General features: G+C 67.7%; 12 protein-coding genes. 9 read left to right on the top strand and 3 right to left on the bottom strand.

Annotation, left to right across the window (positions count from 1 at the left end):
- Positions 1-16: 16 nt before the first annotated feature.
- The 3 genes from JQN83_RS26185 to JQN83_RS26175 all read right to left on the bottom strand — a co-directional run bounded on the left by JQN83_RS26185 (position 17) and on the right by JQN83_RS26175 (position 3,310).
- Positions 17-1,966 carry a hypothetical protein gene (locus tag JQN83_RS26185; RefSeq protein ID WP_208569807.1) on the bottom strand — a complete coding sequence of 650 codons (1,950 nt, stop codon included), beginning with the start codon at positions 1,964-1,966 and terminating at the stop codon, positions 17-19.
- An 88-nt stretch (positions 1,967-2,054) separates the two neighbouring features.
- A complete protein-coding gene (locus JQN83_RS26180; RefSeq protein WP_244253242.1) occupies positions 2,055-2,426 on the bottom strand; it encodes a hypothetical protein in 372 nt (123 codons plus the stop codon).
- Between the two features lie 29 nt (positions 2,427-2,455).
- The gene (locus JQN83_RS26175; protein WP_208569806.1) at positions 2,456-3,310 is read right to left on the bottom strand and encodes a MinD/ParA family ATP-binding protein; all 855 of its coding nucleotides are present in this window, start codon (positions 3,308-3,310) and stop codon (positions 2,456-2,458) included.
- A 481-nt stretch (positions 3,311-3,791) separates the two neighbouring features.
- On the opposite strand from JQN83_RS26175, the gene JQN83_RS26170 reads away from it, so the two are divergent.
- The 9 genes from JQN83_RS26170 to cas6e all read left to right on the top strand — a co-directional run bounded on the left by JQN83_RS26170 (position 3,792) and on the right by cas6e (position 13,583).
- Positions 3,792-4,220, top strand: a complete 429-nt coding sequence (locus JQN83_RS26170; RefSeq protein WP_208569805.1) for a hypothetical protein — start codon at positions 3,792-3,794, stop codon at positions 4,218-4,220.
- Positions 4,221-4,511: 291 nt separating this feature from the next.
- Positions 4,512-5,426, top strand: a complete 915-nt coding sequence (locus JQN83_RS26165) for a hypothetical protein (protein WP_307799731.1) — start codon at positions 4,512-4,514, stop codon at positions 5,424-5,426.
- Positions 5,427-5,853: 427 nt separating this feature from the next.
- A complete protein-coding gene (gene cas3, locus JQN83_RS26160; protein WP_208569803.1) occupies positions 5,854-8,370 on the top strand; it encodes a CRISPR-associated helicase Cas3' in 2,517 nt (838 codons plus the stop codon).
- Positions 8,363-8,758 carry a hypothetical protein gene (locus JQN83_RS26155; protein ID WP_208569802.1) on the top strand — a complete coding sequence of 132 codons (396 nt, stop codon included), beginning with the start codon at positions 8,363-8,365 and terminating at the stop codon, positions 8,756-8,758. Before cas3 ends, JQN83_RS26155 begins: the two co-directional genes overlap by 8 nt.
- On the top strand, positions 8,755-10,338 hold the full coding sequence (gene casA, locus JQN83_RS26150; RefSeq protein WP_208569801.1) for a type I-E CRISPR-associated protein Cse1/CasA: 1,584 nt from the start codon (positions 8,755-8,757) through the stop codon (positions 10,336-10,338). The genes JQN83_RS26155 and casA overlap by 4 nt, the downstream gene beginning before the upstream one ends.
- Before the next feature lie 14 nt (positions 10,339-10,352).
- Positions 10,353-10,952: a type I-E CRISPR-associated protein Cse2/CasB gene (casB, locus tag JQN83_RS26145; RefSeq protein WP_208569800.1), complete on the top strand. Its 600-nt coding sequence runs from the start codon at positions 10,353-10,355 to the stop codon at positions 10,950-10,952.
- 11 nt (positions 10,953-10,963) lie between these two features.
- Positions 10,964-12,124: a type I-E CRISPR-associated protein Cas7/Cse4/CasC gene (gene cas7e / locus JQN83_RS26140; protein WP_208569799.1), complete on the top strand. Its 1,161-nt coding sequence runs from the start codon at positions 10,964-10,966 to the stop codon at positions 12,122-12,124.
- A gap of 5 nt (positions 12,125-12,129) precedes the next feature.
- The gene (cas5e, locus tag JQN83_RS26135; protein ID WP_208569798.1) at positions 12,130-12,882 is read left to right on the top strand and encodes a type I-E CRISPR-associated protein Cas5/CasD; all 753 of its coding nucleotides are present in this window, start codon (positions 12,130-12,132) and stop codon (positions 12,880-12,882) included.
- Positions 12,873-13,583, top strand: a complete 711-nt coding sequence (gene cas6e, locus JQN83_RS26130) for a type I-E CRISPR-associated protein Cas6/Cse3/CasE (protein ID WP_208569797.1) — start codon at positions 12,873-12,875, stop codon at positions 13,581-13,583. The genes cas5e and cas6e overlap by 10 nt, the downstream gene beginning before the upstream one ends.
- The last annotated feature ends 324 nt before the right edge of the window (positions 13,584-13,907 follow it).

The following is a 13,907-nucleotide window of genomic DNA, read 5'->3' as shown; positions in this document are numbered from 1 at the left end:
GTCGTTCTCTCCTCGTCTATACCGGCACGATCGGGATCTCGGCGGCTCCACCGGCCGCAGCGGCACCGCCAGCTCCGCCCGATGCCCCGGTGCCACCCGAAGGTTCGCCGCCGGCCGATCCACGGGTACCGGCAGCACCGGGACCGGTCTCCGGGGGCAGCGCGGGAACGGGCGGGCTCGGCGCACCGACCGGGTTGCCCGTCGGCGACCCGCCCTCGGCCGGGGTGTCGGCACCGCCCGCCCCGGTTGCCATCGCTGGTCCGGATAGGGGTGCCTGCGGTGTCAGCGGCAGCGCGCCCTGTTGACCCGTGGTGTCCCCCGGCAGGGTGAGTTGTCCCTGCGCCATGTCCCCCTGGGCGGTACGGGAGTCCCGTTCCACTCCGTTGGCTTCCTCGGCGTTCTCACCGCCGCTGCGGTCGGCAGCCACGTCGGTAGCGGGATCACCGAACTGATCGCTGTCGCCGGCACCATGCACCGCCTCCACCGCCTCGACGGTCGCGCCGGCGCTCTTCCCGAGCAGACCGGAGCCGTCACCCGGGCTGGTCGGGATGGCGTCGGAGTTTCCCTGCATCAGCGACGCCGCGTCCACGTCCCCGCCACTGACCGGGTCGGACAGGCGGCGCGCGGCGGCATCCATTCCCACCGCAGCGGCGGTCGACGTCAGGAAACCCCGGGCGTCGACGTCGGCGAGGTAGCCATCCCACATGCTCGTCAGCCGCAGCAGGATCCACGGCGCGAGGACCATCAGGATGATGATGAACAGTCCCCGCAGCACATTGAGAACGTTGTCGCTCTCGTACGTGGTGCGGGTGCCGTAGATCCACAGCGCGGCGATGAAGAACTTCGAGCTGGCGAGGGCGTTGCAGGTCCAGAACCACTTTCGTCCCCACGATCGCGTCTCCGCCATCACCTGCCCCGTCATCGCCATTGCGCCGAACAGGGCCGCCCCGGCGGCCAGGAGCGACCGGAACAGCAGCATCACGAACACGAGCACCAGGCCGATCACGCCGATGACGGCCACCAGGAAGGCGAGCAGAACCGTGCCGGTGTCGAGGGTGAGCGCGGTGAGCGCGTCCACCCACATCCCGGGCTGCCAGTCCCGCTGCTGGTTCCGGTCGATCAACGCGATCGTCGCCTCGTCCCACGCTGCCATGAGCAGGTAGGCGATGCCACCGGCGAAGGCGATGCCGAACATGGCCCGGACCAACCCGCCCAGCGTGGACAGCGGCCCTGGCCCACCGATCCGAAGTCCGTTGATGGCGGTCGAGATGACGAACACCAGCAGCACCATGATGATCAGGACGCCGCTGATGTCGTTGTAGACGCCGTAGAACGGCTCGTCCACGGCGGTCGTGGACTGCTCGAACACGATCTCGGCCAGCTTGCCCAGCGCCCAGGCGAAGCCGGCGACCGCGACGTCGGCTAGCCCTTCGAAGCCGCTCCGCGCGGCCCCCTTGACCTGACTGCCCACCTGACAGGCCACATCCAACACCTGGCAGCCCTGAACCGCCTGCAACGACGAGTACGGCAGCAGCGACGTCCTCAGCGACTCGCAGCGGTCCCGCTTCGCCAGCCACAGTGCGGCGTTCGCCTCGTCCTCCGTTGCCCGCGCGGTGAAGCGTTCACAGCGCACCGGCTGTTCACCGGACGCCGGTATCACCTCATCGAGCACGGACGGAGTTCCGTCGGGGGGCGGTGACTGCACCGTCATCGACACCGCATCGCAACGCTCCCGGTCGACGACGGTGGTGGCCGTGCTGCAGGTGGTCACCCAGCCATCGCCGGCCTGCCACCGCGCCCACGGCAGGCACCAACCCACCTGCGGCAGCGTCTCGGCTTCCCTGGGACCGCCGGGCTGTCCGCCTTCGGGCGCCGGACACGGCACCACCGGTGAGGCCGGCACCGGCGTCGGGGCGGCCACCGCCTGCCCCGGGACGAGGAACGGGCCGATGAACAGTATCGCCATCGCCGCAATGCATGCCACAACCCGCAAACGCACGGTCGTCATCGCGCCGCTCGTCAGCGCGAACGTCCTCCCCTCCATGCCCGCAGCCCTAGATCTCGGTAAGCAGGAACGCGACGATGGAGGTGGCGGAGCCGACCACGATCGCCACGAGCCCGGCCTTCCACATCATCGACTTGCCGCGGTCACTGATGATGTGCGCGCCGAAGATCGGCCCGATGCCGAACGCGATCGCGCCTGCGGCAAGCCCTGCCACCGCAGACACCACCCCGAGGAAGAGCGCGGCGTTGGCCAACTTGTAGAACAGGTCGGACCGTGGCACCGCCGCCGGATCCGGACTGATCCGGCTGAAGTCGAAGCCCTCACCGGACGGCGTAGGCGTAGGCGTGGGTGACGGCGCAAGTAGCGCCGTCATCCCCGGCGCCCGAACGGTCATCGCGGCTGCCAGCCAATGCACCAGCATCGTTAGTCCTCCCCGTGGAATGCGACAGATCAGGTCAAGGAAGCGCCCGACAAGCCGGTGACCGGGCACCGGTCGATCACCGTCGCCGCCACCTCGGTCAACGCCGACCGGGTGGCCTTGCTCAGTGAGCGGGGATCGAGTGCGTCCGGACGCGCGAGCACCGGGTCGTACGGCACCCGCACCAGGTCGATGCCGGCCCGCTTCGCCAACTGTTCGACTGCCCGTACCTCCCGGGCGGTGCTCGGCGAGGTCGCCATGACCACCACCAGCGCGCCATCGGTCACCCGTTCCACACCCGCCGCCCGCATATGGGCCAGCAGCCGCAGGGTGTGCTGCACGGCGTCCACCGTTGCCCGGGACACCAGGACAGGCACCGTCGCCCAGCTCAGTACTCGCCAGGTCGGCGCGGTATCCGCGGTGGGCAGATCAAGCAGCATCAGCTTCGACGTCATGCGGAGATGACCGATCACGCCGAGCAGCTCCGGCCAGTTCGGCGGCCGCCGTTGCGTGGTCAGCCTGCTCTCCCCCACCAGCACCCGCAGTCCGGTGGGGCCGCCCTGCATCAGGCGCTCCGCGACCCCCCTGTCGGCCAGCGCTGTCCCGGCAAGTACGGCGTCCCACACGGTTGCGGGGCTGCGCCGTACCACCCGATGCTCCACGCCACCCCAGGCGCGGACGGTCGCATCAACAGCCACCACCGGCCCAGGCACCGCAAGCGCCAGCAACCCACCGAGGGCCACCACAAGCGTGGAGCGCCCCACCCCGCCGTCGGCCGATGAGACGCTGACCAGCGGGCAGCCAGCCTGCAGGGAAGCCGCCCTGCTCCACAGCTCTTCTACGCGAGTGCCCGCACCGAATTCACGCGGGATTTCGCGAGCACTCACGATGGACTCACCTCACCTCATAGCGGATTGGTCATGGCCACGGCCTCGTCGGGATGGAAGACCGCCCCGTAGGCTCGTTGCCTGCGGTCGATCCCCTTCTGCCACTTGCACCCGGGCGGCAGTGGGGGCGGGATGGGGCCGCTCACCCAGCGAACGCAGCACGACCCCGCCCTCAAGGCGTGCTGCGTGGCACCGGCCGGTCGACTTGGCTCGACGCGACCGGCCCCCGTTGCCCGCCCCGACGTGGACGCCGTCCGGGCGAGCGGCCCCGGGAGCAACACCCCCCTCGGGTGCCGCCTCCCGTGGATCGGACGTGGCCTGGATAGGGTCAGTCCGATCCGCTACGCTCCAACCAACTGCACTTCACTTCGAGGCGAACCGCAGTTGCCGGAGCGACAACGCGATCTAAACACGCGTCTTAGTAGGGCGTCAACTACAGTCCGCGATTCAGCCAACTGTAGTTGGAAGTGGGAGGGGCGCCATGACCGACAACCCAGCCGACCAGGCAGAGGACCACGCCTCCGCACTGATCCAGACAAGACTCCGCAGCCTCTTCGAGGGCAGCCAGGATGGCCGCGCCCCCTACACAGAGGCCGAGGTCGCGCGGGCGCTCACCCAGGCAGGTCACCGCATCACCGCCGAAGGCATCCGCAACCTGCTGCGCGCTCCACGGATCAACCCGAAGGCATCCACGCTCCGCGCCCTGGCCCAGTTCTTCGACGTGCCCGCCGGATACCTTCTCGGCGACCAGGAAGAACCCGAAGAGCACAGCCGCCGGGTACGGGTCATGGCCCGTTCCATCACCAAGCTCTCCCCCGCAGCGCAGGAGGGGATCGCCACCATCATCGACAACCTGCTCCGCGTGGAGGAGGCAGCGCGCGAAGGCCGCCAGGCCGCCCAGGACCGATAACCGCAGCAGCAGCGCCGGCGGGTTGCCGGCCACCTGGATCACCTGCAATGATCGGCGAATGATCGAGAGAATTGAGTCCATCGACCGCCGATGAGCGCAGCCCCCGAGCCTGGGTCACTCGGAATCCAGTTGCCTCTTTTTGATCATGCGTTGCGATGGCATCGTGAGGACCCCGATTCACCCCTTCCTCGTGATGGCGATCCCTATCCGGATGACGGACAGCATCGCGGGCGGAAACCTCGCCCCCGAGAGCCGAAGGATCCGCGTCGGCGTGGAGCTGCAGTCGCCGCCGTGTTGGACGCGCACTTCGCCGAGCCGTCCACCGTACCGAGCGATCTTGCTACGGCCTTCCATGACCTCTATGTTCCGATCCATCCCAACGAACACATCGCGGCTGCCGCCTGCCGGGCGGACACCGAACGAGTTCGGACAACCGGTCGTTGGCTCGTCCGGCACGCCACCGATCGATGTGCGGCAACTGTCGGTCTGGCTTTGCTGGCGACCCTCGGGGATGACGACGACATCACGCTGATCAAGACTCTCGGATTGCTGTCGCACCAGTTTGCTCCGCTGGCCGTCCACGCCCTTGAGCGCCGATGGCGCGGTGGCGGCTCAGACGCCCTGCTGTGGCTGGCCGACCGGGTCACCGGCTGGGGCCGGGTCTATGTCGTGGAGTCCCTGTGCAAGATGGGCAGTTCGAGGGCCCGGCCCTGGCTGCTCCGGCGGGCATGTGATGGCGACTGTCTCAACCGCTACTTCGCGGGAGAGGTCGCCACCGCCGCACATCTACACGAGGCGATCACTGCAGAAGATCCGGACAGCAAGTTGGTCGATCACACCGGCCTGCTGTTGACCATCATGGCTGACAGCAGGGGAATGGGCATGACACTCGATCACTATCCGCCCGCTCCCGTCGTCATCGAGGCCCATGCTGAACACACGGCTCGCTTGGAGCCGACGGTGGGGCGCTTCGTCACATGCGCGCAACTGGCTGGGTACCTGAGCCAGCCAACGGTGCAGCTGTCGTGGCCCAACGGTCGACGGGAACAGGTCCTGGACAACTACCTCTCCCTGCTTGATCGGGAGGACTGGTGCGCGGTCGCCCGCGCTGGGCTGGCCGCCGGTGATCAGCGGATCACCTGGCTCTCCGAGGCGCTGGCATCGGGACTCGGGCTGCGAGCATTCACCGATGACAGTGCAGGCTAAATAGCGTCCCGCAGGGGGACGGGGGCTACTCAAGGCGTGGGTGAGTCCGTCGCCGATGTCACGGGCCAGGGCGTTCCCCGCCGCGGTGACCCGACCGAGTCCGGTACTCAGCAAGCCGCCGGAAGGCCTCTCTGTGCGCTCGCTGCTGCTCCAGCGACACCACGGCGATGGCGAGCCGTCAGATGTCGATGCGCAGCGCCCCGCTGCTGCTACTGGAGGCCCGGCCGGCGAACCGCATGTTGTTCGTGGAGAGATGACTCCGGCGACGAGCCACGGATCGGAAGGTACACCGCCGCCACAGGGTAGGCAGTGCACCCTGGCATGCGAATCGCGCTCTTATGACGCCTTCCCGACAGGTGACTTGTGCAGACACTTCTTGGGACACATCCTCGTACCTTCGCGCGCTCAAGTGGCTAGCGGACGCTCCATGGCGTGCACAGACAATGCGTGGGCAACAGATGTTGGGCGGATCAGCGTGGCCGTTGGCCCTTCGGGTGATGAGCGAGTCGATGTAAGGATCTTCTGGGGTAAGGCGGGTAGCGCCAAGCAAGGTGAAGAGACCGTTCCACACCCTCTGATCTGCCACACAGTCGATACCGCCGCCGTCGCCGAACTGTTGTTTGATCGACTACTCAGCTCTACCTGCCGCACAGAACTTAGCGCCGCTTTCGATCCGCTCGGCGGCCCAGCCAATACCTGGGTCGGACTGCTCTGCGGTCTGCATGATCTCGGAAAACTCTCACCGGCCTTCCAGGCGTTACGGGCTGACGTCGCGGCTAAGTTCCTACCGCCACAAGCTGCGATGCAGGCTGACCGGTTGAGCCGGATTCGGGTGGGTGGTCGTCGAACTGACACCTTTCATGGTCTCCTGACGGCCTATCACCTACGCCGTTTGTTGAGTAGCTGGGGCGCGAAGCCAGAGACGGTCCGGACGTTGGCACAGGCTCTCGGTGGGCATCACGGCAGCTTCTTCTCGGACGAGGCGCTGCGCAACGTCGAATCGGCAGTTGTTGACCACGGCGGCGACCGGTGGGCGCGGTGGGCTGAGGAGTTGTTCTGCCGTACGGCGGAACTGTTGGGGCTGCTCGATCCGCGTACCGTTGCGTGGTCGGAGGTGACTATCGGGACCGGCGGTGCAGTCACCCTCGCCGGCCTGACTACGGTGAGCGATTGGATCGCTTCCGGCTCGATCCACAAGGCTACCCACGCGGGCAGCAGCGTCGAACTGACGGAGTACCTCCGAACCGCCCGGGGCCGCGCACGGGACCAGGTCGTCGATCGCCTCGGGTGGTCCGGGTGGATGCCACCGGACGACGTGAGCTTCGACCATCTGTTCGGTCAGCAGCCCAGACCCCTGCAACGGGCCGTCGAGCAGTTGATGGCTACCAAGACCCGGCCGGGAATTCTGATCGTCGAAGCGCCCACCGGCGAGGGTAAGACCCGCCTCGCTCTCCAGAGCACCGTCGGGCTGGTGCATCGACTGAGGCTGGCCGGATTTTTCATCGCCATGCCCACCAGGGCCACCAGCAACCAGATGTTCGACGAGGTCGACCCGTTGGTAGCGGGCATCGACCCAGCGCTCTCGGTCAAGCTCCTGCACGGCACGGCCGCTGAACACCTGGCCGACCGGCGGGCGCAGGCTGCGCGGATCGAGCCGGTCACCCCGGAGGACGTCGGCATCGACGACCCAGCCGGCGGCCAGGAGCAGGGCGCACGGGAGTGGTTCACCAAACTCAGGGCGCTCCTCGCCCCGCTGGCTGTGGGCACCATCGACCGGGTGCTACAGGGCGGAATCCGTTCTCCCTGGGCGCCGGTGCCCCTGGTCGGACTCTCCAACCGGGTACTTGTGATCGATGAAGTGCACGGTTACCAGGTGTACATGTCGACGATCCTGGACCGGATCCTGTGGTGGATGGGCCGGCTCGGGGTGCCAGTGATCCTGCTGTCGGCAACCCTGCCCCGGGTGCGCAGGGAGGAACTGCTCCGGCATTGGTACGCCGGTGCCCGGCGGTCCCGCCCGAACGAGGTGGAGCTGTCGTTGCCCGAACTGCACTATCCGCACGCGGTCTGGCTGGACGGCCAGGGGGTTCCCGAGGTCGCACAGGCGGCGGCGTCCAGCACCAACGTCGGCCGACGGGTCGGTCTGGTGCAGGTCGCTGACCAGGAGCTGACCGGGTGGGTGTTGGCGCAGGCGGCTGGCGGTCGTGGGGTGGCGGTCGTGCACAACCTCGTACGGCGGGTCGACCATACCGTTGAACTGCTCGAAAAGGCGGTGTCCGCGCTGCCCCCGGGTGCGCGGCCGCGGATCGTGTCGCTCACCGGCCAACTCCCGGCGGCGGTACGCGCCCAGGTCGAGCAGGAGCTTCGGGAACTGTTCGGCCCGGAAGGCACCCGCGCTCCCGCAGGCGGCTACGTCGTCGTCGGAACCCAGGTGCTGGAGCAGAGTCTGGACCTGGACTTCGACGCGATGGCCAGCGATGTGGCCCCCGTCGACAGCCTGATCCAGCGCGCCGGGCGGCTGCACCGGTTCCGCCAGGCAGATCCGGGCTCGCCGCCGACCCTCGCCCTCGTCGGCGTGACCGAAAAGGTATCCGGTCCGGTCTGGCCGGCGTACACCACGCACATCTACCAGGACGTCGTCCTGCTGCGTACCTGGGCGTTGCTGCGCGAGCGGCGAGAGCTGCGGATGCCGGACGAGGTTCCGGAACTGGTCGACGCGGTCTATTCGGACCCGGACGGGATCGCGTACCCCTCGGGGTGGGAAGCACGGTGGCAACTCGCCCAGGCCAAGCTGGAGAAAGCGCAGAACGACGACCGGAAGAACGCGGCGGGACGCTTTCTGCCACCCCCCACCCATCCTCGCGCGTTGATGGAACTCACCGCACATCCGCGCTTCACCGGCCAGACCCGCAAGCCGGACGGACGGGGCCCCCGCAGTGCATGACCAGGGCGAAAGCTGGCCGCTGGACGACTGGATCGACGTGGTCGTGCTCCGGGACGAGAACGGTCGGACAGTACCGGTGACGGGCCAGATTCCCGTCGATCTTGCCGATACGAAGCCGCCCCACCCGGAGTCGCTGTCGGAGTTGCTCGACTCCACGGTCCGGGTAGCCGCCGGCGAGGGAAACCTGTCGGTGGTGCTCGATACCCTGCGCGTGATCCCGGTCCCGGCGGTCTTCGCCGCATCACCCTGGCTCGTCGACTCCCGGCCGGTCGTTGTGCGGAACGGAATCGGTGCCCTCGGCAGCTTGTCGGTGCGCTACTCCGACAGCGCCGGCCTTCGGATCAGTGGCCCGGAGACGGACCTCGAACACGACGATCAGGACGGGTGAACCCAGTGCGTTTCAACCTGACCGAGCAGCCATGGCTGCCGGTGGTGCGGATGGACGGCACCCGGGACGAACTCGACCTCGTCGAGCTGTTGACCGACGCCCATCTCCTCCGGCGCATCCTGGGCCAGACGCCACCGATGACGGCGGCGCTGCACCGGCTCGTCCTAGCCTTCATGCACCGGGCGTACGGGCCGGCCAGCGAGGTGGAGTGGGCGGAGTTGTGGCGGGCGGAACGGCTGCCCACCCCGAAGGTGCTCGCCGACCGCTTCGAGCTGTTCGATGCCGAGCGGCCGTTCCTCCAGTGCCCGGCGGTGGCGGGGGTCGCCGCCTCCAGCGCGGCGAAACTCGTGCCGCACCGAGCCGTCGGCAACAACACGACGCTGTTCGACCACACGACCGCATCGGCCGAGGTGCGTCTGACACCCGCCGAGGCGGCCCGGTGGCTGGTGACCCTCCAGGCGTACGACCCGGGCGGGATGAAGACCCCGTACCGCAAAGACAAGGCATCCCAGGCTGCGCCAGCCAACGCGATGGGGATGGTGCTGGTCGAAGGCGGCACTCTCAAGGAGACGCTGCTGCTGAACCTCATGCCGTACTGCCCCGACGACGAGACGCCCAGGAGCACCGGCGTGGACGACCGGCCGGCGTGGGAGGCCGCCCCACCTGGCCCCGAGCCGGATCAACGGCACCCCGAGGGCTGGACCGACCTGCTCACCTGGCCGGCTCGCCGGGTATGGCTGGTGCCTCGACAGATCGATGGCAGCACGTACGTCGACCGGGTCGTGATCACTCCCGGCACCAGACTCGCCGGCGAGCCGCAGGACCAGGAGTGGATGGCGGCCCACCGACGCTCGAAGAGCAAGAAGGGACGTACAACCAAGGGCAGGTCCACCAAACCCACGTATGGCCCCTGGTACCCGTTACGGCTCCAGGAACACCGCGGGATTTGGCGGTTCAGCCAGGAACTTCTCCTTGCTCCGATCGGGTCGGAGGAAAGACACTGGCAACGACCGCTGACCCTCGACCATGTCGCCCGAATGGTCATGGACGGGGTGATACCTCGCCACGCGGTATACACCCTGCGGGTCTTTGGGCAGCAGCTCGACAGCAAGGGATCAGTCGTGCAGCAGTCCCTGGAGGAGACTGTCGCCATGCCCGTCGCGCTGCTGCGCGCTGACCACCCGGTCGCGGGGCCGGTGATCGGGCGCAGCATCGAGTTGGCCAACCTCATCGGCAGTGCGCTGAATCAGATGGATCGGGAGCACCGGGCGCAGTTCAAGGCTCCCGCCGCGCACGGACTCGACCTAGCGTACTGGCCGCTGTTGTCTCGTCCGTTCGATGCGCTTCTGGAGGCGCTGGCCCGAGCGCTCGAATCGGGGACCAGCCCGGTGCCCGCCGCCCGGGGCTGGGACCGCGAGGTACGGCGGATTGCCACCGAGGCCGCGGTGCGTTGGGCGGAGGGCTCTCCGCGACAGGGCCGCAACCTGGAGGTCGCCGGCCAGTGCTATGGCCAGTTCATCGACCAGTTGAACGGCGAGATCAATGCCTGTCGTGGTCACCTCGCCGGCTACATCGAGTAGGAGGACAGCACATCATGGACCCCAGCACGACCGTGGCCCAGCGGCGCGATGCCTTCGTGCGTGGCCTCTACGGGCTGCACTACGCCGTCACCTCGGACAATCCGCGCAGGTCTGGCGACGCCCGGCGATCTCTGGCCCGACTACGGCGTTCCTTCTCCGGTGGCCAGCAGGAAGCCGAGGCGTACGACGTCGTCTTTCCTTATGAGCCACCGGAGCGGGAGCAAAGGGTGTGGTTGTTGATTGCCGGACTCTTCGCGCTACACCCGCACGGGAACACCGTTCGGGGAAGGTCGCTCGGCACTGCCATGCGTGACCTTGTCGAGAAGCGACCCTCGGCAGCCCGGCGGTTCACCCAGCTGCTCTCTGTCGACGAGGCCGCGCTGCCGCACTACCTGCGGCAGGCCGTCCAGCTTCTGCGCTCAGGTGACGTCGCCATCGACTTTCACCGCATGCTCACCGACCTGGTCGACATGCAGGGTTCCGCCGAAGAGACCCACCGTGTCCGGCTGCGCTGGGCGCGGGACTACCACCGGCCGAAGCGTACGCCAAAGGTCATCTCCAGTACCGATCCAGAACCGGCAGAGGATGTCCCTGCCGAACCGGTTGACGCCTAGCCAGGAGAACCATGATCATCGAATTGCACCTGCTGCAGTCCTTCCCGGTCAGCAACCTGAACCGGGATGACGTGGGCCAGCCGAAGACCGCCACGTTCGGCGGCCAGGTGCGCGGTCGCATCTCCAGCCAGTCCCTCAAGCGGGCCGCACGTCTGCTCTTCCAGCGCTACGGGCTGGCGGCTACCGAGACCGGGGTGCGCACCAAACGGCTGGTGGACAAGACCGCCCTCATGCTCAAGGAAGAGCGAGGACGGGACTACGACGAGTCTGTCGGGGTCGCCTCATCGGCGCTGCTGGCCCTCGGCTTCGGCCTCGACAAGCGGCGGAACACACTCACCGAGTACCTGCTCTTCGTCGGTAACCAGGCGGTGGAACTCCTCGCCGACTACTGCGACCGGGACTGGAACCGGCTCGCCGCCGACGCGGCAGCGCGCGCCAAGGCAGCCGAGAAGAAGAAGACGGACGCCGCCGACGAGAAAAAGAGCAAGATCAAGCCGGACAAGCAGACGCTGGAAGCGGCAGGTCGAATCCTCGACGCCAGCCGGGTCGTCGACGTCGCGCTCTTTGGGCGGATGATCGCCGACAACAAGGACTTCAACGTCAACGCCTCGTCCCAGGTCGCCCACGCGATCTCGACCCACGCCGTGGTCAACGAGTACGACTACTACACTGCCGTCGACGACCTCCAGCCGCAGGACGAGTCCGGTGCCGACATGATCGGCACGGTCGACTTCAACTCCGCGTGCTACTACCGGTACGCCAACCTGCACCTCGACCAGCTCGGCACCAACCTGCGCGGTGACACCGACCTGGTGGCACGGGCGACCCGGGCCTGGCTGGAGGCGTTCATCGATGCCGTACCGAGCGGCAAGCAGAACTCCACGGCGGCGCTGACCCCGCCCGAGACCCTCCTGGTGGTGGTCCGGGACAAGGGCGCCTGGAACCTGGCCAACGCGTTCCTCAAGCCGGTCACCGGCCACGACCTGATGGTGACCTCGACGCAGGAGTTGTTCGGCCATTTCAACCGCCTCCGCCGGTTCTACGGCGAGGACGACCTGCGGGCGGTGGTCGCCGCTTCGATCAGCGCGGACGTGACCGGCCTTGACGCCCGGGAGGTAGCACCCAGCCGGCACGAACTAGTGTCCCGGGTGCTGGCCGCGACGAAGGTGTGAGGGCCGTGCCGATCCACTCCCTCGCACTCTGCCTCGACGCGCCTATGCAGTCCTGGGGCACCCGATCCCGCAACAACATCCGCGACACCGGTCGGGAACCCACCAAGTCCGGGGTAGTCGGCCTGCTCGCCGCCGCTCTCGGCATACCCCGCGACGACGCGTCGTCCCTCCTCGAGCTGGCCAACCTGCGGATGGGTGTCCGGGTCGACCGGGAGGGCATCCTGGAACGGGACTACCACGTCACCCAGAACGTGCCGACGACAACGGGCAGCGGGCACCGCACGGCCCTCAGCCACCGGTACTACCTCGCCGACGCGATCTACCTGGTCGTGCTCGAAGGCCAGGACTCCGCCCGGCTCGCCCAGATCCAGGACGCCCTACGGGCCCCGGTCTGGCCGCTGTTCCTCGGCCGCCGGGCCTTCCCGCCGGCCCGGCCACTGGTCACCAACGGCCGTCATGAGGAGGCCGATACCGGCCTCGGACTTACCGACCAGTCCCTGGAGGAAGCCCTCACCACCCATCCGTGGCTGGAGAACCGGACCGAAGTCCGGGCTGCCGAGCTGAGGAACGCGGGCCGGACTCCGTTGCGGACCGTAGTCGACTGCTGTCCGACGGATCCCGCTGCCGAGCTGCGGATGGACGTTCCTTTGTCGTTCGCGTCGCACGACCGCCGGTACACCGCGCGCACGGTCCGGACCGGAACCGTATCGCTAACCGACGAACTGATCACCATCGCGAAGGAAACCTCGTGTACCTGAGCAAGCTCACGGTCAACGTGTACTCGCGCGACTTCCGCCGAGACCACGCCGACCTCCGGCAGATGCACCGAACGGTAATGTCCGGGTACCCCGACCTACCCGATGACACTCCGGCCCGGCAGGCGAAGTCCGTCCTATGGCGACTCGACAGCGTCCATCGTGGTTTTACCCAATACGTTCAGAGCAGGGTCAAACCTGACTGGAGTCGCCTGTCAGGCGACTACCTCCTCGAACCGCCCCAGACGCGCAGCCTGCAACCACTACTCGACGCCATCACTCCCGGACGACGTTTCGCATTTCGGCTGGTCGGCAACCCAACCCGCAGCATCATCCACCAAGCGGGCCAGGACAGGCCACCCGCTGAGGAAGGCAAACGACCACGCGGCAAGCGGATCGCCCGACGCAAGCCCGAAGAGCAGATCGAGTGGCTGATCCGCAAGGGCGGGCAGCACGGCTTCGTGGTGCCAACCGCGTACAACGGACAGCCGGACGTGTCGCCCTCGCCGTGCCTCACCCAGACCGGACAGCTCCGCCCCGGCGACCGAGGACCAGTCACCATCGAGCCAGTTCGGTTCGAGGGGCACCTGATCGTCACGGACGCGGATACCTTTCGAGAGGCAGTGCGGCAAGGCATCGGCCATAGCAGAGCGTACGGCTGCGGCCTGATCAGCCTCGCCCCGGTCCGTACGCCCAGCTACTGAAGGCGCAGCGATCATGAAGAGCATTGAGCGGATAGGCAGGCACCCGACAACGCGGTCCACGGTTATCCGGCTCTTGGATGGTAGCCGGGCCTCGCCCGGTGGTGTCACGCTCGTCGCCGTCCGGGTCTTCTCCGTCGTATCGTCGCACCCGGCTCCGGTCCCGTTCTGCCGGTGACGTCGCCCGCGAGGGTAGGAGCCACGGGCGTTTCAAGGACACCGACGGCAAGTCGTCTGCCTCAGGTTTGGCGGCTGGCGGATCGCCTCATACGGAAACGGTCTGTTCGGTTGGATCCAGGGCAAGTCGCACGGGAGCATATCGATCGG

This window comes from Micromonospora antibiotica (assembly GCF_017599305.1).
Classification (GTDB): domain Bacteria; phylum Actinomycetota; class Actinomycetes; order Mycobacteriales; family Micromonosporaceae; genus Micromonospora; species Micromonospora antibiotica.
This window is presented reverse-complemented; position numbering and strand designations above follow the sequence as displayed.

Bases quoted from the DNA above. Each gene is read 5' to 3' on its own strand.
- JQN83_RS26185 (WP_208569807.1), bottom strand. From the start codon at position 1,966: ATGGCGATACTGTTCATCGGCCCGTTCCTCGTCCCGGGGCAGGCGGTG.
- JQN83_RS26180 (WP_244253242.1), bottom strand. From the start codon at position 2,426: ATGCTGGTGCATTGGCTGGCAGCCGCGATGACCGTTCGGGCGCCGGGG.
- JQN83_RS26170 (WP_208569805.1), top strand. From the start codon at position 3,792: ATGACCGACAACCCAGCCGACCAGGCAGAGGACCACGCCTCCGCACTG.
- cas3 (WP_208569803.1), top strand. From the start codon at position 5,854: ATGGCGTGCACAGACAATGCGTGGGCAACAGATGTTGGGCGGATCAGC.
- casB (WP_208569800.1), top strand. From the start codon at position 10,353: ATGGACCCCAGCACGACCGTGGCCCAGCGGCGCGATGCCTTCGTGCGT.
- cas7e (WP_208569799.1), top strand. From the start codon at position 10,964: ATGATCATCGAATTGCACCTGCTGCAGTCCTTCCCGGTCAGCAACCTG.